The 21,761-nt window shown below is 71.9% G+C and carries 16 protein-coding genes, 1 tRNA gene and 3 pseudogenes; 11 read left to right on the plus strand and 9 right to left on the minus strand.

Annotated elements, in window-relative coordinates:
- Nucleotides 1-96 precede the first annotated feature (96 nt).
- The 6 genes and pseudogenes from ACFXKG_RS09780 to ACFXKG_RS09805 all read left to right on the plus strand — a co-directional run bounded on the left by ACFXKG_RS09780 (nt 97) and on the right by ACFXKG_RS09805 (nt 4,356).
- Complete coding sequence (locus tag ACFXKG_RS09780) at nt 97-1,302, plus strand: DNA polymerase III subunit delta' (RefSeq protein ID WP_384835022.1); 1,206 nt, start codon at nt 97-99, stop codon at nt 1,300-1,302.
- Between the two features lie 108 nt (nt 1,303-1,410).
- Nucleotides 1,411-2,958, plus strand: coding sequence for an alpha/beta hydrolase (locus ACFXKG_RS09785; RefSeq protein ID WP_384835025.1), 1,548 nt, complete (start codon nt 1,411-1,413; stop codon nt 2,956-2,958).
- 116 nt (nt 2,959-3,074) lie between these two features.
- Nucleotides 3,075-3,148: transfer RNA gene (locus ACFXKG_RS09790), tRNA-Thr, on the plus strand.
- A gap of 368 nt (nt 3,149-3,516) precedes the next feature.
- On the plus strand, nt 3,517-3,672 hold the full coding sequence (locus tag ACFXKG_RS09795) for a hypothetical protein (RefSeq protein WP_384835028.1): 156 nt from the start codon (nt 3,517-3,519) through the stop codon (nt 3,670-3,672).
- A 166-nt stretch (nt 3,673-3,838) separates the two neighbouring features.
- Nucleotides 3,839-4,081, plus strand: a pseudogene (locus ACFXKG_RS09800) (nucleotidyl transferase AbiEii/AbiGii toxin family protein); the annotation flags it as partial.
- 119 nt (nt 4,082-4,200) lie between these two features.
- Nucleotides 4,201-4,356, plus strand: a complete 156-nt coding sequence (locus ACFXKG_RS09805; protein WP_384835031.1) for a hypothetical protein — start codon at nt 4,201-4,203, stop codon at nt 4,354-4,356.
- 150 nt (nt 4,357-4,506) lie between these two features.
- Here the strand turns inward: ACFXKG_RS09805 and ACFXKG_RS09810 are convergent.
- Nucleotides 4,507-5,300 (minus strand): IS5 family transposase gene (locus ACFXKG_RS09810; RefSeq protein ID WP_384835279.1). Its coding sequence is split into 2 segments (ribosomal slippage): nt 4,507-4,979 and nt 4,979-5,300, totalling 795 coding nucleotides; the frame shifts between segments, so codons are not numbered across the junction.
- Between the two features lie 240 nt (nt 5,301-5,540).
- A pseudogene (locus ACFXKG_RS09815) lies at nt 5,541-5,711 on the minus strand (transposase); the annotation flags it as partial.
- A gap of 153 nt (nt 5,712-5,864) precedes the next feature.
- On the opposite strand from ACFXKG_RS09815, the pseudogene ACFXKG_RS09820 reads away from it, so the two are divergent.
- Nucleotides 5,865-6,314, plus strand: a pseudogene (locus ACFXKG_RS09820) (LuxR C-terminal-related transcriptional regulator); the annotation flags it as partial.
- Between the two features lie 50 nt (nt 6,315-6,364).
- Here the strand turns inward: ACFXKG_RS09820 and ACFXKG_RS09825 are convergent.
- The 3 genes from ACFXKG_RS09825 to ACFXKG_RS09835 all read right to left on the minus strand — a co-directional run bounded on the left by ACFXKG_RS09825 (nt 6,365) and on the right by ACFXKG_RS09835 (nt 11,520).
- Nucleotides 6,365-7,408, minus strand: a complete 1,044-nt coding sequence (locus ACFXKG_RS09825; RefSeq protein ID WP_384835035.1) for an RNA polymerase sigma factor — start codon at nt 7,406-7,408, stop codon at nt 6,365-6,367.
- Nucleotides 7,409-7,412: 4 nt separating this feature from the next.
- Nucleotides 7,413-10,283, minus strand: a complete 2,871-nt coding sequence (gene uvrA / locus ACFXKG_RS09830) for an excinuclease ABC subunit UvrA (protein WP_384835038.1) — start codon at nt 10,281-10,283, stop codon at nt 7,413-7,415.
- Between the two features lie 172 nt (nt 10,284-10,455).
- On the minus strand, nt 10,456-11,520 hold the full coding sequence (locus ACFXKG_RS09835; RefSeq protein ID WP_384835041.1) for an SMP-30/gluconolactonase/LRE family protein: 1,065 nt from the start codon (nt 11,518-11,520) through the stop codon (nt 10,456-10,458).
- A gap of 313 nt (nt 11,521-11,833) precedes the next feature.
- Between ACFXKG_RS09835 and ACFXKG_RS09840 the strand changes: the two genes are divergently transcribed.
- Nucleotides 11,834-12,571, plus strand: a complete 738-nt coding sequence (locus ACFXKG_RS09840) for an NPP1 family protein (protein ID WP_384835044.1) — start codon at nt 11,834-11,836, stop codon at nt 12,569-12,571.
- A 107-nt stretch (nt 12,572-12,678) separates the two neighbouring features.
- Here ACFXKG_RS09840 and ACFXKG_RS09845 read toward each other — a convergent pair whose 3' ends face one another.
- The 3 genes from ACFXKG_RS09845 to ACFXKG_RS09855 form a co-directional block, all read right to left on the minus strand.
- Nucleotides 12,679-13,146: a cupin domain-containing protein gene (locus tag ACFXKG_RS09845; RefSeq protein WP_384835046.1), complete on the minus strand. Its 468-nt coding sequence runs from the start codon at nt 13,144-13,146 to the stop codon at nt 12,679-12,681.
- On the minus strand, nt 13,143-13,622 hold the full coding sequence (locus tag ACFXKG_RS09850) for a nitroreductase family deazaflavin-dependent oxidoreductase (protein ID WP_384835049.1): 480 nt from the start codon (nt 13,620-13,622) through the stop codon (nt 13,143-13,145). The genes ACFXKG_RS09845 and ACFXKG_RS09850 overlap by 4 nt, the downstream gene beginning before the upstream one ends.
- Nucleotides 13,623-13,959: 337 nt before the next feature.
- Nucleotides 13,960-15,675 carry a bifunctional 3'-5' exonuclease/DNA polymerase gene (locus ACFXKG_RS09855; RefSeq protein ID WP_384835052.1) on the minus strand — a complete coding sequence of 572 codons (1,716 nt, stop codon included), beginning with the start codon at nt 15,673-15,675 and terminating at the stop codon, nt 13,960-13,962.
- Nucleotides 15,676-15,966: 291 nt separating this feature from the next.
- Between ACFXKG_RS09855 and ACFXKG_RS09860 the strand changes: the two genes are divergently transcribed.
- A complete protein-coding gene (locus tag ACFXKG_RS09860) occupies nt 15,967-16,881 on the plus strand; it encodes an NADP-dependent oxidoreductase (RefSeq protein ID WP_384835055.1) in 915 nt (304 codons plus the stop codon).
- A gap of 287 nt (nt 16,882-17,168) precedes the next feature.
- Here ACFXKG_RS09860 and ACFXKG_RS09865 read toward each other — a convergent pair whose 3' ends face one another.
- Nucleotides 17,169-17,801: a sugar O-acetyltransferase gene (locus tag ACFXKG_RS09865; RefSeq protein ID WP_384835058.1), complete on the minus strand. Its 633-nt coding sequence runs from the start codon at nt 17,799-17,801 to the stop codon at nt 17,169-17,171.
- 254 nt (nt 17,802-18,055) lie between these two features.
- Here ACFXKG_RS09865 and ACFXKG_RS09870 point away from each other — a divergent pair, with 254 nt between their 5' ends.
- Together ACFXKG_RS09870 and ACFXKG_RS09875 are read left to right on the plus strand one after the other, a co-directional pair.
- Nucleotides 18,056-19,354 (plus strand): DUF2786 domain-containing protein, encoded by a 1,299-nt coding sequence (locus ACFXKG_RS09870; RefSeq protein ID WP_384835061.1) that lies wholly within the window; start codon nt 18,056-18,058, stop codon nt 19,352-19,354.
- A 138-nt stretch (nt 19,355-19,492) separates the two neighbouring features.
- Nucleotides 19,493-21,709, plus strand: a complete 2,217-nt coding sequence (locus ACFXKG_RS09875) for an FUSC family protein (RefSeq protein ID WP_384835064.1) — start codon at nt 19,493-19,495, stop codon at nt 21,707-21,709.
- Nucleotides 21,710-21,761 lie beyond the last annotated feature (52 nt).

Below are 21,761 nucleotides of genomic sequence, written 5' to 3' on the forward strand. Positions count from 1 at the left end.
GGCCGGGTGCGTCCCGTCGGGACGGCACAGGTACGGAGTGACGGAGCCGTGGAGCCACGAGGCTCGCGGCGCGAGAAGGCGGGGCGGTGGCGGCGCATGGCCGTATGGGACGAGCTGGTCGGGCAGGACCGGGTCACGACCACGCTGGCCGCCGCCGCCCGTGACGCGGACGCGCTGGTCACGGCCGAGGCCTCGGGCGGCGCCCCGCCCGAGGCGTCCAGGATGACGCACGCCTGGCTCTTCACGGGACCGCCCGGGTCGGGGCGGTCCACGGCGGCCCGCGCCTTCGCCGCGGCCCTGCAGTGCACCAGCCCGGACCGGGCCCTCGGCGGCGAGCCGGGGTGCGGCTTCTGCGACGGCTGCCACACGAGCCTGATCGGTACGCACGCCGATGTGGACATCATCCGTACGGACCTGCTCTCCATCGGCGTCAAGGAGACCCGCGAACTGGTCCGCCGCGCTCAGCTCTCGCCGGCCGGCGGGCGCTGGCAGGTCAATGTGCTGGAGGACGCGGACCGGCTCACCGAAGGCGCGGGCAACGTCCTGCTGAAGGGGGTGGAGGAGCCGGCGCCCCGGACGGTCTGGCTGCTCTGCGCGCCCTCCCTGGAGGACGTCCTGCCCACGATCCGCTCCCGCTGCCGCCACCTCGTGCTGCGTACCCCGCCCGTGGCCGCCGTCGCCGACGTCCTGATCCGGCGCGACGGGATCGAGCCGGACGCCGCCCACGCCGCGGCGCGGGCCACCCAGGGCCACATCGGGCGGGCCCGCCGTCTCGCCACCGACCCGCGCGCCCGGGCCCGGCGGGCCACCGTCCTCAAGATGCCCCTGCGCGTGGACGACATCGGCGGCTGCCTCAAGGCGGCGCAGGAGCTGATCGACGCCGCCACCGAGGACGCCAAACAGGTCGCCGAGGAGGTCGACACCAAGGAGACGGAGGAGATGAAGGCCGCTCTCGGCGCCGCGGCGGGCGGCAGGATGCCCCGGGGCACGGCCGGGGTGATGAAGGAGCTGGCCGACCGGCAGAAGCGCCGCTCCACCCGTACGCAGCGCGACAGCCTCGATCTGGCCCTCACCGACCTGACCGGGTTCTACCGCGATGTGCTCGCCCTCCAAATGAGATCGCGGGTCGCGCTCGCCAACGCCGATGTGCAGGACGCGCTGGAGCGGGTGGCCCGCGCCTCCACCCCGGAGCGGACCCTGCGCCGCATCGAGGCGATCGTCGCCTGCCGCCAGGCCCTGGACCGTAACGTGGCGCCGCTGCTCGCGGTGGAGGCGATGGCCGTGTCGCTGAGAGCGGGCTGACCCGGGGCGCGCTCGCTCGTACGGTCGGAAGATCACCCGTACCGGTCGGGATTCACCCGTACGAGCGTGGCCGGACCCCGGGCGGGGCCGGACGGCTAGCATCCCTGGATGGACACCAGGCGCCTGTTCCGCATCTCCGCCACCGCGCTGGCCGCAGCCGGCCTGCTGATCTCCGGCTGCAGTTCCGGTGGCTCGCCGACGGAGGCGTCCGCGTCGAACCCGGCCTCGGGCCCGGTGTCCGGCGACCCGGCAGCCCTGAAGAAGTACTACGACCAGAAGCTCGCCTGGCGCGACTGCGGCGTCCCCGACTTCCAGTGCGCCACGATGAAGGCCCCGCTCGACTACGCGAAGCCGGACGGCACCGAGATCGACCTGGCCGTCGCGCGGAAGAAGGCCACGGGCCCCGGCAAGCGCCTCGGCTCCCTCATGGTCAACCCGGGCGGCCCCGGCGGCTCGGCCATCGGCTACCTCCAGGCGTACGCCGGTATCGGCTACCCGGCCCCGGTCCGCGCCCGGTACGACATGGTGGCCGTCGATCCGCGCGGCGTGGCCCGCAGTGAGCCCGTCGAATGCCTCAGCGGCACGGAGATGGACGCGTACACGCAGGTCGACCAGACCCCCGACGACCCGGCGGAGGTCACCGAGCTGACCGAGTCCTTCAAGAACTTCGCCCGGGGCTGCGAGAAGCGCTCCGGCACGGTCCTCCCGCATGTCTCCACGGTCGAGGCCGCCCGTGACATGGACCTCTTCCGCGCGGTGCTGGGCGACCGGAAACTCTCCTACGTCGGAGCCTCGTACGGCACCTTCCTCGGCGCGACCTACGCCGAACTGTTCCCCCAGCGCACCGGCCGCCTCGTCCTCGACGGAGCGATGGACCCGTCCCTCCCGGCCCGCGAGCTGAACCGCGACCAGACGGCCGGCTTCGAGACGGCCTTCCGGTCCTTCGCCGAGGACTGCGTGAAGCAGGCGGACTGCCCGCTGGGCCAGAAGTCCGCTGCCGATGTCTCGAACCGGATGAAGGCGTTCTTCACACAGTTGGACGCGCGCCCCGTCCCGGCGGGCGGAGGCCGTGAGCTGGGCGAGTCCCTCGCCACGACCGGCGTGATCGCCGCGATGTACGACGAGTCCGCCTGGCCCCAGCTCCGCGAGGCCCTCGCCGCCGCGATGGACGGCGACGGGGCGGCGCTGCTCGCCCTGGCCGACTCGTACTACGAACGCGAGAGCGACGGCACGTACGCCAATCTGATGTTCGCCAACTCCGCGGTGAACTGCCTGGACCTCCCGCCCTCCTTCTCCGGCCCCGACGAGGTCACCAAGGCGCTCCCCTCCTTCGAACAGGCTTCCTCGGTCTTCGGCAGGGGCCTCGCCTGGGCCGCCCTGAACTGCACGTACTGGCCGGTCAAAGCCACCGGCACCCCCCACCGTATCGAGGCGAAGGGCGCGGCCCCGATCGTCGTGGTCGGCACCACCCGCGACCCGGCCACCCCCTACAAGTGGGCCCGGTCCCTCGCCGCCCAGCTCTCCTCGGGCACGCTCCTCACCTACGAGGGCGACGGTCACACGGCGTACGGACGCGGCAGCGACTGCATCGACACGGCGATCAACACCTACCTCCTGGAGGGCACGCCCCCCGCGCGCGGAAAGAAGTGCTCCTGACCCGCCCAGACCGCCCTGACCTGCGAGAACCCCCGCACACCGGGGGTGGACGGAGCACCCCTCGAAACTGTGTAGACTTGGCGGCGCCGCAGACCGCACGATGGTCCGGACGGCACGCCGCCTTAGCTCAGTTGGCCAGAGCAACGCACTCGTAATGCGTAGGTCTCGGGTTCGAATCCCGAAGGCGGCTCAGAGAAACCCCAGGACTCACTCGCCGTGACCTGGGGTTTCTTTCTTTTTTGACCTTTGAATGTGTGCTCGATGAGCTTCTTTGGTCTGTGCATGGAATGCGTAGGTCAATCAGGGATGCGTTGTTGAGGCCGGATGAGGTCACTGGCCTGCTGTTCCTTGGGATGTCGCTGGTTGATCGGTCCGTACCCGCAGGGTCCCGGGTGGCCAAGGGGTGGCCATTTGTGCAGCGGCAGTGTTCTGGAGAGGCGCGAGGAGCCGTGAGCCGGAAGCCGAGGGAGGCTCTGGTTTCGTGCCCAATCGACAAGGTGAGGCTTGGGTGCGCAGTTTGCGGTGCGCGACGAGGTCCGGGTGCGGCATGCTGGAGGCATGAGCAGCAGGTACGCAGAGGCGAAGCCGTACGCACTGCCGGAGTCGCTCGCCGATCTGGCCGGTCCGACGAGAGATCTGGTCGACCTGCCCCGCCGTCTGGACTGGGGACCGCGTGCGTCTATGACCTCACCGACGAGGCCGATGTCCTGCTGATGTACGAGCGGGTGATCCGTGAGGCTCCCGAGCTTGATGATCTCCATGCGTATGTGAACGCCGACCTGTTGCGTCACCATTGGGTCGATCTGTTCTTGCCGCTGCCTGTGCGCAGTGCCTGGGAGACCCGCTTTCCGGAGCTTGTCACGACGGAGGCTGCGGCATAGTGGACGATCTGCACCGTGAGCTGATCCGGATCGGACTTGATGCGCTGGCAAAGGACTTTGGATACGCGCTGGCCGGCGGCTATGCCGTTCAGGCGCACCACATCACTCAGCGGATCAGCGACGATGTGGATCTGTTCGCACCGATCGACCGGGCGACTGGTGAGATGGAAGACGCGGTTGAACGGATCACTGCGGCGTACACGGCTGCCGGTTACGAGGTTGAGGTCACTCAACATGTGCCCACGTACTCACGGTTGAGCGTTACTGATCCGTCCACTGGTCACCACAGCAAGGTCGAGCTGGTCGCCGAGTTTCTGCACCGGTTGAATCGGACCTTGGGCCAGTTCTGCACAGGGACGACGTGGCTGCGGGCAAGACCGGAGCGTTGTTCAGCCGGGCCGAGGCTCGGGACGCGATCGACGTCGACGGGCTGCTTCGGGCGGGCTATTCCCGGGAGCGGTTGATCGAGCTCGTGGCGCAAAATGATGCGGGATTTGATCAGCCCTATCTTCGCTGATGCCCTTGCTCGCATCCAGCGTTACAGCGACAAGCAGTTTGCTGTTTATGGACTCGGTGAGTCTGAGGCTGCGCAGCTACGGCGCCGGTTCATGGAGTGGCAACGTGAGTTGACTGAGCCAGCAGAGGCAGAGCCGGACTCTAACAACGGCTAACACAGTGAGCCGAGTTGTCGGTGGGTGATGAGGCAGCAGGCGAGTTTGAGGAACGCTTCGTGGATGTCGGCTCGCCGTTCCCATCGGATGCGCAGACATCGGAAGCCGTGCAGCCACGCAAGACTTCGCTCGACCACCCAGCGGTAGGTGCCCAGTCCGGTGCCGTGCGGGGTGCCGCGGCGGGCGATCGCGGGCACGATGCCGCGGGCGCGGACCTGGTCGCGGTAGATGTCGTGGTCGTAGCCGCGGTCGGCGAACAGCGAGTCCGGCTTGCGGCGGGGCCGTCCGACCCGGCCACGGACCGGCGGGATCGCGTCGAGCAGGGGCAGGAGCTGGGTGACGTCGTTACGGTTGCCGCCGGTCAGCAGGACCGCGAGCGGGGTGCCGTGCCCGTCGGTGATCAGATGGTGTTTCGAGCCGGCCCGGCCTCGGTCGACCGGCGAGGGGCCCGTGTGGATCCCCCTTTTAGCGCTCTGACGTGGGAGAAGTCGACCACGCAGCGGGACCAGTTCAGCCGCGAGGCCGCGTTCAGCTCGGCCAGCAGGACCTCGTGCAGCCGTTGCCACACGCCGGCCTCGTTCCAGTCCCGCAGACGGCGCCAGCAGGTCATGCCCGAGCCGAAGCCCAGGTCCTGCGGCAGGTACTCCCACTGGATCCCGGTGTGCAGCACGTACAAGATCCCGCACAGCACGTCCCGGTCCGGCAACGGCTTGCGGCCCGGATAGCGGAATCTGCGCTCACGCTGCGGCAGCAGCGGCTCCAGGCGATCCCACAGCTCATCCGACACGATCCACGGTGACGTCCCCACACGGGACCGAACGCTCAACTCCCGCCCCGGACACGGCAACCAGAAGCGATCCACCTCATTGTGTTAGCCGCTCTTACACCGGTCACGGAAGACCGTGTAGATCTGGTCCAACCTCCGCTGACGTCATGCCTCCTCGGTGACCTTGTCGGTGGCCCGCGAGATAGTCCCGCGAAACGTCGATGTCGTAGATCTCCGCCAGGTGCGCCTGGACCTTCCCGGTCGTCAGCCCTTTGGTATACATAGAGGGAGAGGATCGCCTCGTCGAAGCACTCCACCCGGCGCGATGGCGGAACTGAAGCCGCTTGCCCGGTCCCGAGGTACATTGAGCTCGGCCGCTGCGACTTCCGTCAACACCCTCTTGCGGCGAGTGCCGTTGCGCAAGCCCCCCGACCCGCGCCGGCCGGATCGCCCTGCTCGTAGCGGAGATGCTCCGTCATCTCCGCCTGTAAATCGCCCTCAAGGACCAGCTTCACCAGCCCGTTCTCCCCGACCAGTTCACCCCCTCATTCCGAGCCCGATTCACGAGGTGCTCGGCCAACTCCCGGTCGGGCCGCGATCGCGCTGCGGGAGCGGGAGCCGGGGCTGCCCATCCTGGTCCTCAGCCAGTACGTCCAGCGCGCGTACGCCGAGGAGTTGCTCGACTCCTCGGACGGAACCGGTGTCGGCTATCTGCTCAAGGAACGGGTCGGGCACGTCGAGGAGTTCGTCGACGCCGTCCGGCGGGTCGCGGAGGGAGCCACGGTGGTGGACCCGGAGGTGGTACGGCAGTTGCTCAGGCACCGCCGCGCCCCCCTGTCGAGACTCACCGCCCGGGAACGGGAGGTGCTCGCGCTCATGGCGGAGGGACGCTCCAACGCCTCGGTCGCCGGGGCGCTGCACCTCAGCGAGGGCACGGTCAGCAAGCACTTCGGCAGCATCCTGACCAAACTCGACCTCACGCTGACCGACGCCACCAACCGCCGGGTCCTCGCCGTACTCGCGTACCTGCGGGGCTGAGACCGCTCCGAGGGGAGCGCCGCGACGCCCGCCCTTCCTCCCTCCCCGCGTCAGTCGGCCGTCAGGTAGTCCCGGAGCACCTGGGAGCGGGAGGGGTGGCGGAGCTTGGACATGGTCTTGGACTCGATCTGGCGGATGCGCTCGCGCGTCACCCCGTACACCTGGCCGATCTCCTCCAGCGTCTTCGCGCGGCCGTCGGCGAGGCCGTAGCGGAGGGAGATGATGCCGGCCTCGCGCGGGGTCATCGTGGCGAGGACGGCGTGGATCTCGGCCCGCAGGAGCAGGAACGTGACCAGGTCCGAGGGGGAGGCCGACTCCACGTCCTCGATCATGTCGCCCAGTTCGGTGGCGGTGTCGTCACCGAGAGGGGTGTGCAGGGAGATGGGCTCCCTGGCGTAGCCGTCGAGTTCGGTGATCCGCTCGACGGACACCTCCATTTTCTCCGCCAGTTCCTCCGGAGTGGGGTGGACCCCCAGATCCTGGAGCAATTCCCGGCGGACCCGGGAGAGCCGGTTGATGACCTCGACCATATGGACCGGGATACGGATGGTCCTGCCCTGGTCGGCGAGGGCCCGGGATATCGCCTGGCGGATCCACCAGGTCGCGTACGTCGAGAACTTGAAACCCTTGGTGTAGTCGAATTTCTCTACGGCCCGGATCAGTCCGGTATTTCCCTCCTGGATCAGGTCGAGAAACATGAGGCCGCGCCCGCTGTAGCGTTTGGCGATGGAGACGACCAGACGGAGGTTGGCCTCGATGAGGTGGGATTTCGCCCGGCGGCCGTCCTCGGCGAGGAGGTCCAGCTCCCTGCGGTGGCGGGTGTCCAGGCCGGGGTCCTCCTCCGTCTTCTTCTCGGCGAACAGCCCGGCCTCGATCCGCTTCGCCAGGTCCACCTCCTGCTCGGCGCTGAGGAGGCGGACGCGGCCGATGCGCTTGAGGTAGTCCCGTACCTGGTCGACCGAGTCCCCGCCGGAGGGCAGCCGGGGTGCGGGGGCGTCGGTGTCCTCTTCGGTGCGGGTGGTGCGGGTGGTGCGGGTGGTGTGGGTGGTGCGGGTGGTGTGGGTGGTGCGGGCGGTGCCGGGGTCCGTCTCCATGGCGTCAGCTCCCCGTCCCCGGCCCGGTCCGGGGACCCTCCAGCAGCGGGCGCAGGAACCGGCCGGTGTGGGAGTACGGGTGGGCCGCGACCTCTTCGGGGGTGCCCTCGGCGACGACGGTGCCGCCCCGGCGGCCGCCCTCCGGGCCCATGTCGACGACTCGGTCGGCGGTCTTGACCACGTCGAGGTCGTGCTCGATCACCACGACCGTGTTGCCCGCGTCGACGAGCCGGTGCAGGACGGTCAGCAGCTTCCGTACGTCGTCGGTGTGCAGCCCCGTGGTCGGCTCGTCGAGTACGTACAGGGTGCGGCCCCTGGTGCGCTTCTGCAGCTCGGCGGCGAGCTTCACGCGCTGCGCCTCGCCGCCGGAGAGCGTGGTGGCGGCCTGGCCGAGCTTCACGTACCCCAGTCCGACCTCGTTCAGCGTCCTGAGGTGACGGCCGATGATCGCGTGCCCGGCGAAGAAGTCCTCGCACTCCGCGATGGTCAGGGCGAGGATGTCCGCGATCGACTTCCCCTTGTAGTGGACGTCCAGGGTCTCGCGGTTGTACTGGGCCCCGTGGCAGACCTCGCAGGGGACATGGACGTCCGGGAGGAAGCTCATCTCCACGCGGATGGTGCCGTCGCCGAGGCAGTTCTCGCAGCGGCCGCCCTTCAGGTTGAAGGAGAACCGGCCCGGCTGGTAGCCGCGTACCTTCGCCTCCGCCGTCTGCGCGAACAGCCGGCGCAGATGGTCGAAAAGCCCCGTGTACGTGGCGGGGTTGGAGCGCGGGGTGCGGCCGATCGGCGACTGGTCGACCCGGACCACCTTGTCGATCTCCTCGGCGCCGGTGACCGTACGGTGGCGCCCCGGCGCCCGGTGGGCGCGGTGGACGCGCTTGGCCAGGGCCGTGTAGAGGATGTCGTTGACCAGCGTCGACTTGCCGGAGCCCGAGACGCCGGTGACGGCGATGAACTGGCCGAGCGGGAACGAGACCGTCACCTCGCGCAGATTGTGTTCGGCCGCGTCGTGCACGGTGATCTCGCGGCCTTCGGTCCGTGGCCGGCGCCGCTCGGGCACCGGGATCCGCCGGCGCCCCGAGAGGTACGCGCCCGTCAGGGACGTGGGGTGGTCCAGCAGCTCCCGCGCCGTGCCGGAGTGCACCACGTGCCCGCCGAGCGCGCCGGCCCCGGGACCGATGTCCACCACCCAGTCGGCCACCCGTACGGTCTCCTCGTCGTGCTCGACCACGATCACGGTGTTGCCCCGGTCGCGCAGCCGCAGCAGCGTCCCGATCAGCCGCTGGTTGTCCCGCTGGTGCAGTCCGATGCTGGGCTCGTCCAGTACGTAGAGGACGCCGACCAGCCCGGATCCGATCTGGGTGGCCAGCCGGATCCGCTGCGCCTCCCCGCCGGAGAGGCCGGCGGCCGGGCGGTTCAGCGTCAGGTAGTCCAGGCCCACGTCCAGGAGGAAGCGCAGCCGCTCGTCGATCTCCGCGAGGACGGCCTCGGCGACCCGGCGCTCCCAGCCTTCGAGCCGCAGGTCGCGGGAGAACGCGGCGAGTTCGTCGAGCGGCAGCGCGGTCAGCTCCGCGATACTCCGTCCGCCCACGGTGACCGCGAGCACCTCGGGCCGGAGCCGGGCGCCGCCGCAGGCGGGGCAGTCCACCTCCCGCATGTAGCCCTCGAACCGTGACGGGGAGGCGTTCTCCTCGGCCTCCGCGTGGCGGCGCCGGATGTGCGGGATGACGCCTTCGTACGGGGTGGTGTGGGAACGGTCCCGGCCGAACCGGTTGGTGTACGAGAGGTGGAGCCGCTTCGGCGTGCCGTGCAGCACCACCTTCCGTACGGCGGCGGGGAGTTCGCGCCACGGCGTGGCGGTGCTGAACCCGGTCTCGGCGGCCAGCGCGTCGAGCAGCCGGGAGAAGTACTCGGCGCCGCTGGTCGAGGTCCAGGGGGCGATGGCGCCCTCGGCGAGCGACTTCCCGGCGTCCGGGACGACGAGGCCGGGGTCGACCTCCGCGCGCGAGCCGAGGCCGCCGCAGTCGGGGCAGGCGCCCCAGGGCGCGTTGAAGGAGAACTGCCGGGGCTCCAGCTCCGGCAGGTCGATGTCATGGGCCCGGGGGCAGGCCATCGTCTCCGAGAACGTCAGCTCGCGCCCGGGGTCGGTGGCGGCGAGGTCCACGAACTCGACGGCTATGGCGCCGCCCGCCAGCCCGAGGGCGGTCTCGACGGACTCGGTGAGCCGCTGCCGGACGGCCGGCTTCACGGCGAGCCGGTCCACGACGACCTCGACCGAGTGTTTCTTGCGCGGGTCGAGCGCGGGCGGCCTCGTCAGCGGAAGGACCGTACCGTCCACCCGGACCCGGCTGAACCCGTCGGCCGTCAGCTGCCGGAAGACATCCGCGTGTTCCCCCTTGCGGCCGCGGACGACCGGGGCCAGCACCTGGAGGCGTACGCCCTCGTCGTACGCGAGCAGGCGGTCGACGATCTGCTGGGGCGTCTGGCGGGTGATCGGCTCCCCGCACTCCGGGCAGTGCGGGCGGCCGACGCGCGCGTACAGCAGGCGCAGGAAGTCGTAGACCTCGGTGAGGGTGCCGACCGTGGAACGCGGGTTGCGGCCGGTGGTCTTCTGGTCGATGGCGATCGACGGGGATATCCCCTCGACGGAGTCGACATCGGGCTTGTCCAATTGGCCGAGGAACTGACGGGCATATGCGGAAAGCGATTCGACGTAGCGCCGCTGCCCCTCGGCGAAAATGGTGTCGAAGGCCAGGCTCGACTTCCCCGATCCGGATACTCCGGTGAAAACGATGAGCGCATCCCTGGGCAGGTCCACGGAAACGTCGCGGAGATTGTGCTGGCGGGCACCCTTGATTACGAGACGGTCCATCACGAGTTGAACCCTAACCCACCTGGGGCTGTGGCGTTATGGGATCGTTACGGGTTTTTTCGTTGCCCACGCTTTCGCGGAAAAAGCAAGTGCCGTGACGGGAAAAGGAATGTGCCGGATCCGGTGGCGGGATCCGGCACATTCCTTTTCCGGGGTGCCTTGCGGGTGGGTGCGGTCAGAGGGGAACGGCCACGGCGTTGAACGTCGTCTCGGGTGTCTGCGGTGTGGTGAAGCGGGCGTTTACCAGATAGAGCCGGTCGCCCCGGCGGGCGACGGTGGTCGGCACGTCGAAGCGCGGGTCGGTGATCGTGCGGCGCAGGGTGGCGGAGCGCAGCCCCGCGTCGAGTTCGAACACGCTGATCACGTTCTGCCGGTTCTGGACGACGTACAGGGTCCGCCCCAGCCGGAGGAGGCCGTCGCCGTTGGAGACGTCGGCCGCGCCGTTCAGCGCGAGTTCCGTGGCGTGACCGGTCTTCAGGTCCACGTGGTAGAGCCGGCCGGGCTGGCTGCTGACGACGATCAGCCCCCGGCCGCCGGGGGCGGAGACGATGCCGTTGGCGTTGTTCACGTCGGGCGTCTGCACCCAGTCCCCGCCGAGGGGGAGGCTGCGGATGTCGCTCTTCCGGCCCGTCGCCGCCGTCCGGCCGCGCGGTATCCCGTACAGCACGCTGTCGCGCGAGTCGGTGAACCAGGCGCGGTCGCCGAGCAGGATCACGTCATTGACGAAGTGACCGGTCGCGGGCGTCGGTCGGTACGTGGCCACGAGCCGGCCGGTGCGGGTGTCGACGACCCGCGCCGTTCCTCCGCCGCCCCCGGCGATGTAGAGCAGCCCGTCCTCGTCCAGCTCGACCCCGACGGCCGCCGTGCCGGCCTCGCCCGGGTGGACGACCGTGCCCTCGCCGGTGCGCAGATCGGTGCGGAGGATGGCGCCGTTGGCGCGCGAGCCCATGTAGGCGTACGGGCGGCCGCCGATGGTGATCCCCTCGGGGAGGAAGCCGTCGGGCAGCGGGAACTCGGTCGGCCACGCGCCACTCGGCCGTGCGGCGCCGGATCGTGCACCGCCCGGCTGTGCGGCACTCGGCCGTGCGGCACTCGGCTGGGCGGCGGCGCTCGCGGGGCCGGCGCCGGCCGCGAGGGCGAGGGCCGCGAGGGCGGTGGTGCCGAGCACGGCGCGCCGGGACGGCGACTCCGTGGTGCGGGCGTGGGCGTGGGGGTGGGGGTGGGGGTGGTTCCGGGTCATGGTTCAGGGCCTCCGTGAAAGGGGGTGGGGAAGCGGGGAACGCTGCGGACTCGGTGACTCCATGGACGCGATCGGCGGAGCGGACGCGGCGGAGCGGGAGCGGCGGTCCCGGCGGGACGCGCGGCTTCCGGTCCGCGTCAGCTCGATGTCAACTCGCCTTCTCCTGGCGTTGGTTGCTCTGCTCGAAGCTCCATTTCGTTCGTAACGAGCTGTCCTGTGCCGGAGTTCCCCACGCGTGATGTGGGCATGCCAATATCGCCGTCGGCCCCACGTCGCGGTCCACCAGGAGGACGCAGTGAAGAAGAGCTCGCGCATGCGTAAGGCCGCACTCACCCTCGGCAGCGCCGTCGCGCTGGTCGTCGCCTTCCCGGGCAGCGCTTTCGCCGCGCCTCCGACGGCCCTGCCGGGGAACGCGGACGAGTTGGAGCGTACGTACCAGCCGGCCTACGACTACGACACCGACGGCTGCTACCCCACCCCCGCCATCGGCCCCGACGGCACCCTCAACGGCGGCCTCAACCCGTCCGGGGCGCCCCAGGGCGAGTGCCGTGACCGGTCGGACCTGGACAACACCAACGGGTACGCGCGGTCCAAGTGCAACAACGGCTGGTGCGCGGTCATGTACGGCCTCTACTTCGAGAAGGACCAGGCCACGATCGGCGGGCACCGGCACGACTGGGAGCACGTCGTGGTGTGGGTGCAGAACAACCAGGCGCAGTACGTCTCCACCTCGGCCCACGGTGGCTTCACCGTCCACGGCCGGGACCAGATCCGCTGGGACGGGGCGCACCCCAAGATCGTCTACCACAAGGACGGCCTGAGCACGCACGCCTTCCGCGCCGCCAACGCCAACGACGAGCCGCCGGAGAACCACTACGGCGTGTGGCAGTACCCGACCCTCGTCGGCTGGAACGGATATCCCGCGGGCCTCCGCGACAAGCTCAGCCAGGCCAATTTCGGCAGCGCCAACTTCGGCCTCAAGGACGGCAGTTTCAACAGCCACCTGGAGAAGGCCAAACCGGCCGGCATCCCGTTCGACCCCAATGCCTGACGAACGCCCCACGCCGCCCGGGGCCCTACGCCCGGGGCCCTACGCCTGGGCCCAGGGGGCCTGGCGTCTCCGCGCCCCCGAGGACCGGGGGCGCGGGGCCCCGCTCGTCAGCGCGGGGGGCCGACGACTATCTGGCCGTGGAGGTCCGCGGCCTCGGCGAGGAGGTCCGGCGAGATCTCGTACCCCTCGGGCCGGGGCGTCGCCATGTCGCGTCCGGCGTGCCGGAACATGCCTTCGATCCCCGCGGGCGTGCACATCATCAGCAGATCGGCGGTGTCGGAGGTGATCCGGTAGCCGTGGGGGACGTTCCGGGGCAGGAAGACGATGCCGCCCTCCGTCAGCTCCATCTGCTGGTCGTCGCACCACAGCAGCGCGCTGCCCTTGAGCAGCATGAAGACCTCGTCCTCGCGGGTGTGCATGTGGTACGGAGGCGCTTCGCCCTTGTCGACGGTGAACCGTCCGACGGTGAGCTGCCCGTCGGTGGCCGCGCTGTCCAGCAGTACGGCGAACTGCCCGCCGTCCAGCCATTCGAGCTTCTGCTGCTGGTCGGGCTGGGCGAGGTACGGCATGGTCATGATGGGTTCCGTTCTGTACGGTCGCCGGACCGGTCCGTACCGCCGGCGGACGGGGTGTCGTCCTCGGCGGGCACGAGTGCGACGACCGGGATGATCCGCTCGGTCCTGCGCTGGTAGCCGGCGAAGCCGGGGTAGCGGCGGGCCTGCTCGGCGAAGCGGTCGTCACGCTCCGCGCCGTGCAGTTCGACGGCGCGTACGGCGAGGGCGTCGTCGCCCACCTCGATGTGGACATCGGGATGAGCGAGCAGGTTGTAGTACCAATCCGGGTGACGGTCGGAGCCCGCCTTGGAGGCGAAGACGAGATAACGGCCCTCGTCGGACAGATACATCATCGGATTGACGCGGGGTGTGCCGGAGCGGGCGCCGACGGTGTGCAGCAGGAGCAGGGGCGCTCCGGCGAAGGCGCCGCCGACCTGCCCGTGGTGGGCGCGGAACTCGGCGATGGTGCGTGCGTTGAAGTCGGCATTCTCGGTCATGACTGTCTCCCGGTTCGTGGAGTGCCGAGAGAACGATGATCCTCCCGGGTGCCCGGCGACCGCCAGCGGCTGAGGCACGGACAACGCTCCACCGCCGTGTCCGCGGCCGAAACCCTTCGCATGCCAGGGGGCACGGAGCCTCCCGGCCACGTACCGGTGCACGGGAAGGACCGGGGCCGGGAGGCCCGCTCCCGGGGTCCGGGACCGTCCCCCCGATGTGGCGGATAATCACCGGTGTGACGAACGGGGCCGGAGCCGGGTGGACACGGGCGCGCCACCACCCGGATCTGGGGCCGCCGCAGGTCCCGGACCGCGCGGTCCGGGACAGGCCGTCTCGTCACTTCGCGTCGGAGTAGCGCTCCACCGTCGCCGTCGTGAACGAGAACCGCACCGGTGTCTCGCCGAAGGCGATCCTCCCGGCCAGCTCGCCGGCCGCGCCGATCGCCGCCGCCACCTCCTCGGCCTCCTCCAGCGGGCAGTGCACGATCACTTCGTCGTGCTGGAAGAAGACCAGCTCGGCGCGCATCCCCGCGATCGCCCGGCGCAGCGCCGCCAGCATCAGCAGGGCCCAGTCGGCCGCGCTGCCCTGTACGACGAAGTTACGGGTGAAACGGCCCCGGGCCCGGCCGTTCGACGACGCGTATCCGGGGGTGAACTCCCCGCCGGAGAAGCCGCCGGAGCCGGTGGGGGCCGGTCCGTCCGGCTCGGGTATCTCCTGCGGAATTCCGGCCTCGTCGTCCTCCGCCCCGGCCGCGCGCGGGCTCGTCCGCCCGAGCCAGGTCCGTACGATCCTGCCCTCCTCGCCCGCCCGGGCCGCGTCGTCCACATACGCCACGGCGAGCGGGAACCTCCGGCGCAGTGCGGCCAGATTCTTCAGCCCGTCACCGGACGTCTGGCCGTAGATCGCCCCCAGCAGGGCGAGCTTCGCGTGCTCCCGGTCGCCCGAGAAGGCCCGGTCGGAGAGCGCCGTGTACAGATCGCCGGGGTGCCCCGCCACCTGCATCAGCCCCGGGTCGCGGGAGATCGCGGCCAGGACGCGCGGCTCCATCTGGTCGGCGTCCGCGACCACCAGCCGCCACCCGGCGTCGGCGACGACCGCCCGGCGGATCACCCGGGGGATCTGCAGCGCCCCGCCGCCGTTGGTGGTCCAGCGGCCCGAGACCGTACCCCCCGGCTGGTACTCCGGGCGGAACCGGCCGTCCCGAACCCAGTCCTGGAGCCAGCTCCAGCCGTGCGCCGTCCAGATCCGGTACAGCTTCTTGTACTGGATCAGCGGCTCCACCGCCGGATGGTCGATCTCCTGCAGCTCCCACCGCCGGGTCGACCTCACCCGGATGCCCGCCTGCGCGAACGCCTTCACCACGTCCGCCGGCAGATCCGGCCGCACCCGCCGGCCGAACGCCTCCGAGACCGCGTCCGCCAGCTCCGCCAGCCGCCGGGGCTCGCCCCCGCCCGCGTACCGCTCGCCGAGGAGTTCGTGCAGCACCTCCCGGTGCACGTCCGCCCGCCAGGGCAGCCCCGCGCGGTGCATCTCCGCGGCCACCAGCATGCCCGCGGACTCGGACGCGGTGAGCAGCCGCAGCCGCCCGGGATGCTCGGCCACCGCGTGTCTGCGCTGCTGCTCCGCGTAGACCTCCACCAAATCCTCGAAGAGAATCTCCGTCCCCGCCCGCGGCTCGAAGAGCGAGGACTGGGAGCCCGGCTCCGCCGAGCGGGGCGGCGGATCGGGCGGCACCGGCCCGTTCCGCAGCCGGGCCAGCGCCGCGGCCGCCGACCGGGGCTCGCCCAGCCTCCCCTCGTGGGCCAGCAGCAGGGACTCGCTCGCCTCGATGTCGTAACACCGCTCGACGCGCACCCCCGCCGCCAGCAGGCGCGGATACACCGCGGAGGTGGCCCGCCACACCCATCGCCCCACCTCGGGCAGGCATGCCCCGACCGCCGCGACGAGATCCGGCTCCCGCAGCACGGGACCGGCCGCCCGGCCGTCCTCGCCCAGCGGAACGAGCAGCGCGCCGCCGCCGTCCGTCGGAGCCACCGCCCATCGTTCGGTCATGGGAGCGAGTCTGGCAGGAGGGTCTGACAACGGCCCGTGACGACGGCCCGTCCGGCGAGGCCCCGTCCGGCGACGGCTGGTCTGACGACGGCTGGTCTGACGACGGCCCGTCCGGCGACGGCCCGTCACCGCCCGCCGCTCGCCCGGGAGGCGGGCACGGCCGCTCGCCGGGAGGATCGGTTCAGAAGCCGGAACAGGGAAGCCGGCTGGTGTGTTGACGGCTCCCGTGGGCTCGGGGGACCCGTACGGCACGCAGGTCACGTGAAGAACATGAGATCTCTGGAGGTTGAGATGCGCGCGGTCGTTTTCGAGGAGTTCGGCGGTCCCGAGGTACTGCACGTCAAGGACGTGGACGAGCCTCACCCGGGCCCCGGCCAGATCCGGGTGGCGGTGCGGGCGGCAGGCGTCAATCCGATGGACTACAAGATCCGCCACGGATGGATGGAAGCGTTCCTGCCCACGACGTTCCCCGCCGTCCCCGGACTGGAGTTCTCCGGAGTCGTGGACGAGACCGGTGACGGGGTGACCGACTTCGCCGTCGGCGACGAGGTGCTGGGCTGGACCGCCACCGGCGCCTACGCCCCCTACGCCCTGGCCGATGTCGTCGTCGCCAAGCCCGACGGTCTGAGCTGGGACGAGGCCGCGGCGATCCCCGTGGCGGGCGAGACCGCGCTGCGTGGCCTCGACCTGCTCGGCGTCCGGGACGGCGAGACGCTGCTGCTGCACGGCGCGGCGGGCGCGGTCGGCGCCATGGCCGCGCAGCTCGCGGTGGCGCGCGGCGCCACCGTGATCGGCACGGCCTCCCCGGCCAACCACGAGTACGTGGCCTCGCTGGGCGCCGTCCCCGTGGCGTACGGCGACGGCCTGGTCGACCGGGTGCGCGCGGCCGCGCCCCAGGGCGTCGACGCGGTCCTCGACACCTCGGGCAAGGGGGCGCTGCCCGACTCGATCGAGCTGCGCGGCGGCACGACGGACCGGATCGTCACCATCGCCGACCCGGCGGCCGAGGAACTGGGGGTGACCTTCTCCTCCGGCGGCACGACCCCCGAGGCGAAGCGCGCGGGGCTGGCCGAGAACGCCCGGCTGGCGACGGAGGGCGCGCTGCGGGTGCGGGTCGCCGGGACCTTCCCGCTCGCGGAGGCGGGCAAGGCGCAGCAGACGAGCGAGGAGGGACACGCGGGCGGAAAGCTGGTGATCACCCCCTGAGGACCGCTGACAGGGCCCGGGAGCGGTGATGCGGCTCCCGCGGCGCTCCTCTCGTGCACGCGTGGCGCCGTCACCCTCACCCTGCCGCGCTCACCGGACGGCTGTCCGCGCGTCGAGATCGCCGACCCCGCCCGTACGCCGCCGAGATGGCCGACGGGCATCGAGTCGGTCGACACGGAGGCGACGGAGGGCAGGGGGGCTGCTCCTGGTCACGGACCTGGCCTCGGACTGGGGTGACCACGCGGGCCCCGCCCGGGGGAAAGTGGTGTGGTGCGAGTTCGGGCCGCCTACCGGCCTGCCCTCTGCACCACCGTCCGCTCCGCCCTCCGCTCCGTCTCCCGCGGCTCCGGCCCCTTGTCCGACGCGGTCAGCTCGCGTATCACCCGCGCCGGATTCCCCACGGCCAGCACGCCCGCGGGCAGGTCCTTCGTGACGACCGATCCCGCGCCGACCACCGTGTTCTCGCCGATGGTGACCCCGGGGCAGACGATGACCCCGCCGCCGAGCCAGACGTTGTCCCCGATCGTCACCGGGGACGCCTTCTCCCAGCCCGCGCGGCGGCGCTCCGTGTCCAGCTCGTGGGTGGGGGTGAGGAGCTGGACGTTCGGGCCGATCTGGACGTCGGAGCCGATGGTGATCGGTGCGGCGTCCAGGAAGACCGCGTTGAAGTTGACGAACGTACGGGCCCCGATGGTGATGTACGTCCCGTAGTCGCACTGGAACGGCGGCCGTATCCGGACGTCCTCGCCCACCGAACCCAGCAGCTCCGCGAGGATCCTGGCGCGATCACCCGGCGCGGCGACGCCGTTCCCGTTGTACGCCGCGCAGAGCGCGAAGCGGCGCTCGGTCTCCGCCCCCAGCTCCTCGTCGTCGGGGAGATACCACTCGCCGGCCAGCATGCGCTGCTTGTTCTCGCCCATGGACGCTCCTCCGCGGATGAAAGCCCTCGCTCATCGACTGGAGGCACCAGCCTAATCCGGGCACAGAGGCAGCCGGTTCGCTGTCCACAGGCTGTGGACAGGAGAAGGCGGGGGAGCGGGAAGGGCCAGGACGGGGAGGGGCGGGACGGGGCGGGACGGGGCGGATGTGACCGCTCCACCCGGACCTGGGACCATCGGGAGCGCGAGACGGAGGAGACGCCCCCCATGGCCATGGAGCACCGCGAGGCCGCGGCATGAGTGAGAAGCGTGCCACCGGCGACCCCGTGCGCACGGTCGAGCGCGCCGTGGCCGCGATGCTCTCCACCGGCGTCGGCGCCCCCGGTCCCGACGGCATCGACACCGGCGCCTCCCTCCTCGCCGCCGACCCGGCCGCCGACCCGGAACTCCGGCGGTGCGGCGAGCGGTTCCTGCGGCTGGCCTGGGAGCGGGGCTGGCAGCCCGCCGATGCCGCCCGTCTCGTCCGCCGCGACCTGGGCGCCCCCCATCTGCGGATTCTCGCGGAGCTGGCCGCAGGGGAGGCGCGGCGCTACGAGCGGCTGGCGCCGCGCTGGACCGCCCAGCTGGCCGAACTCGACCAGGAGTCGGGCCCGGAGGCGGGCGGCGGTCCGTACCGGGCCGACCGCTTCTCGTACGCCACCACCGTTCTGGAGCTGTATCTGCTGCTCGCCCGGCTGCCCGCGATCGAGCCCGTCGGGCCGGTGCCCGGCGCGCCCCTCCATCTGCCGCCCGCCGATGGCGAACCGCGCATGCTCACCCGGATCCGCGCGCTGCTCGCCAAGGCGGAGGCGACCGGTTACCCGCAGGAGGCCGAGGCGCTCACCGCCAAGGCGCAGGAGCTGATGGCGCGCCACAGCATCGACGAGGCGCTGCTCGCGGACCGGACGCACCGGGGCGATGTGCCCGGCGCCTGCCGGATCGGCGTGGACGCCCCCTACGAGACGGCGAAGGCGATCCTGCTCGACGCGGTCGCCGCCGCCAACCGCTGCCGCGCGGTCTGGAACAGCGCGTACGGTTTCTCGACGGTCGTCGGGTTCGAGCCCGACCTGGAGGCGGTCGAACTCCTCCACACCTCCCTGCTGGTGCAGGGCACCTCGGCGATGACCCGCGCGGAGGCGGCCCAGCGCGCGGGCGGCCGCAAGCGGACGAAGACCTTCCGGCAGTCGTTCCTGATGGCGTACGCGCACCGCCTCGGCGAGCGCCTGGCGGCGGCCACGGAGCAGGCGACGGAGCAGGCCGCCGACGAGGCCGCCGAGAGGCGGGCGGAGGAGACCGCGGCGTCGGGCGGCGGATCCGGACTGCTCCCGGTCCTCGCGGCGCGGGAAGCCGCGGTGGCCGACCGTACGGACCGGATGTTCCCGGAGACCGTCGCGACGCGGGTGCGTGGGGTGACGGACGCGGAGGGCTGGACCCACGGCATCTCGGCGGCGGACGCGGCCCATGTGCCGGGCGGCGGCACGGGAAGCGCCCGCGGCAGGGGCGGCGAGGGCGGTGCGGACGGTACGGACCGACGCGGCCGCATCCGCCCCGCCTGACCGCCTGTACGCGGACCCGCCTGTACGCGGACCCGCCTGTACGCGGACGGGCAAGCGCGGTCCGGAAGTCGGCCTTTCCTTCCCACGCCGTTCCCTCCCTTAACGCTCTATTCCGGGAGCAATCGCTACCCTCACCCCATGAGCTGGCTCCGGGCGTTGAAGGACACCGCCCTCTCCGGGCTCAGTGTCGAGCGGCGGCGACTCGAACCGTTCGTCGCGCTGCGCGGGACCGCCGGTCTCGCCGTGGTCGTGTTCGGCACGCTCGCGCTGTTCGGTCCGAGCGTCGCCGCCAGCGCCGCGTTCGGCGCGTTCCAGGCGGGGATCGCCACCTTCCAGCGCAGTTGGCGCCCCCGGCCGGTGCTCGCGCTCGCCTCCGGGGCGAGCCTCGGCGTCAGCACGTTCCTCGGCTATCTCACCGGCGCCCACTCCGGGCTGTTCCTCGTCCTGCTCGCGCTCTGGACCTTTCTCGCCGGGCTCGCCTGGACGGCGGGGCCGACCGCCGGGGTCATCGCGTCGTCCAATGTCGCGATCATGCTGGTGACGGTCACGCTGCCGACCTCCGTCGCGACCGCGGCGGGCCACGCGGCCGTGATCGCCGCCGGCGGTCTCGTCCAGGCCGCAATGATCGTGCTCTTCCCCGTCCGGCCCTGGGGGCTCCAGCGCGACGCGCTCGCCGACGCCCTCGCCGCGCTGGGCGACTACGCCCGCCGGCTGCGCCAGGACCCGACCGCCCCGTTCGACCCGGAACCGCTGATGACGGCCCGCAGCGCCGCCGCCGTCACCGCCTGGCAGGCGCGCAGGCGCCCGGCCGAACTGCACGGCGCCCGCGGGCTCGCCGAGCGGATCAGGCCCGTACTCGCCTCGCTCGCCGACCCGGAGGTGGGCGGCGCGGCCGAGGGCCCGGAGCGGGACCGGGTACGGGAACTCCTCGCCGCGACCGGTTCCGTACTGGACTCCACCGCGCGTGCCGTACGCCACGGCACGCCGGTCCATCTCGCGCCCGCCGCGGTCGCCGCCCTGCGCAGCCCCGACACCGAGGCACTGCTCACGGGCCCGGCCCGGCGCGCCGCCGCCCGGCTGGTCCCGCTGCTCGACCTGCTGCACGACGTGGTCGAGACCGACGTCGTCGCCGTGGAACCGACCCCGCCCCCGACTCCGGCCCCTGCGTCCCCCACGCCCCAGGGCTCGGTCGCCGGTACGGAGCCCGGCCCGGATTCCGGCGGCGGCGAGCGCGGCACCGGGTACCGCGACCGCCCCGGTCTGCTGCGGCTCCTCCCGCTCGTCCTGCGCGACATACGGGGCGAGCTGCACCGCGACTCGCCGATCCTGCGCCACGCGGTGCGCGTCACGGCCGTCACCTGTGCGGGGGACGTCCTCGGCGCCGCGTTGCCGCTCGGGCACGGCTACTGGGCGCCCATGACCGTCGTCATGGTGATGCGCCCCGACTTCGCCCAGACGTACGGGCGTTCCGTGGCCCGCTTCGGCGGCACCCTCGTCGGGGTCGCGCTGGCCACGGGCATCGTCCAAGCGGCCCATCCGGGCGGTTACGTCTCCGCCGCGTTCGCCGTCGTCAGCGCCGGCCTGATGTATCTGCTGCTGCGCACGGGCTACGCGATCAGCCAGGTCTTCGTCTCCGCCTATGTCGTCTTCCTGCTCGGCATGGCGGGGGCCGGCGTCTCGCAGACCGTACGGGAACGGGCCCTGCTCACCCTCCTGGGCGGGCTGCTCGCGATGATCGCGTACGCGGCCTTCCCCGCCTGGGAGACCCCGCGGCTGCGCGCCCGCCTCGCCGACTGGCTGCTCACGGACGGGCGGTACGCCGCGGCGGTCGTCGGCCACTACGCCCGGCCCGGCGACCGCGGGGGACCCGAAGGGCGCGAGGTGCGCGAGACCCTCCTCGCGACGCGTACGGCGCGGGTCGCCTGGCACACGTCCGAGGAGCGGGCCGCGCACGAACCGGTGCGGCACCGGGGCCTGTCGCCCGCCACGGCCGACCGGGCGGAGCGCGCCCTCGCCCAGTTCGCGCGGGTCGCCATGCTGATGGAGGCGCACCTTCCGGGGCGCGGCGTCACGCCCGTACCGGCGGCCGCCGGGCTCGCGGAGGTGCTGCGGGAGACCACGGAGGCGGGCGCGAAGGCCGTACGGGAAGGGCGGGTTCCGCGCTGGGACACGCTCCGCGACGCGCTGGCGCGCCGGGACGGTGAGGGCGTACCCGACGAGGTCGTACGGAGCGCGGCCGACCGGCTGCTCGAAGCGCTGGAGGAACTGTCGGCGGCCCTGGAAGGGGACAGCGACGGGCCGCGGTCCCCCGGGGGATCCGCGGCCCGAGCATCGGAGCAGGACCCGTCGGCCTGACCCGTCGGTCTGTCCCGGCGGCCTGGTCCGTCGGTCTGTCCCGGCGGCCTGG

The sequence above is a fragment of the Streptomyces sp. NPDC059255 genome, from assembly GCF_042752355.1.
Classification (GTDB): domain Bacteria; phylum Actinomycetota; class Actinomycetes; order Streptomycetales; family Streptomycetaceae; genus Streptomyces.

Excerpts from the sequence above, each read along its gene's own strand:
- ACFXKG_RS09840 (WP_384835044.1), top strand. The coding sequence starts at position 11,834 with ATGCGTAAGGCCGCACTCACCCTCGGCAGCGCCGTCGCGCTGGTCGTC.
- ACFXKG_RS09845 (WP_384835046.1), bottom strand. The coding sequence starts at position 13,146 with ATGACCATGCCGTACCTCGCCCAGCCCGACCAGCAGCAGAAGCTCGAA.
- ACFXKG_RS09875 (WP_384835064.1), top strand. The coding sequence starts at position 19,493 with ATGAGCTGGCTCCGGGCGTTGAAGGACACCGCCCTCTCCGGGCTCAGT.
- ACFXKG_RS09865 (WP_384835058.1), bottom strand. The coding sequence starts at position 17,801 with ATGGGCGAGAACAAGCAGCGCATGCTGGCCGGCGAGTGGTATCTCCCC.
- ACFXKG_RS09850 (WP_384835049.1), bottom strand. The coding sequence starts at position 13,622 with ATGACCGAGAATGCCGACTTCAACGCACGCACCATCGCCGAGTTCCGC.
- ACFXKG_RS09785 (WP_384835025.1), top strand. The coding sequence starts at position 1,411 with ATGGACACCAGGCGCCTGTTCCGCATCTCCGCCACCGCGCTGGCCGCA.
- ACFXKG_RS09780 (WP_384835022.1), top strand. The coding sequence starts at position 97 with ATGGCCGTATGGGACGAGCTGGTCGGGCAGGACCGGGTCACGACCACG.
- ACFXKG_RS09860 (WP_384835055.1), top strand. The coding sequence starts at position 15,967 with ATGCGCGCGGTCGTTTTCGAGGAGTTCGGCGGTCCCGAGGTACTGCAC.
- ACFXKG_RS09870 (WP_384835061.1), top strand. The coding sequence starts at position 18,056 with ATGAGTGAGAAGCGTGCCACCGGCGACCCCGTGCGCACGGTCGAGCGC.
- ACFXKG_RS09835 (WP_384835041.1), bottom strand. The coding sequence starts at position 11,520 with ATGACCCGGAACCACCCCCACCCCCACCCCCACGCCCACGCCCGCACC.
- ACFXKG_RS09855 (WP_384835052.1), bottom strand. The coding sequence starts at position 15,675 with ATGACCGAACGATGGGCGGTGGCTCCGACGGACGGCGGCGGCGCGCTG.
- ACFXKG_RS09825 (WP_384835035.1), bottom strand. The coding sequence starts at position 7,408 with ATGGAGACGGACCCCGGCACCGCCCGCACCACCCACACCACCCGCACC.
- ACFXKG_RS09795 (WP_384835028.1), top strand. The coding sequence starts at position 3,517 with ATGAGCAGCAGGTACGCAGAGGCGAAGCCGTACGCACTGCCGGAGTCG.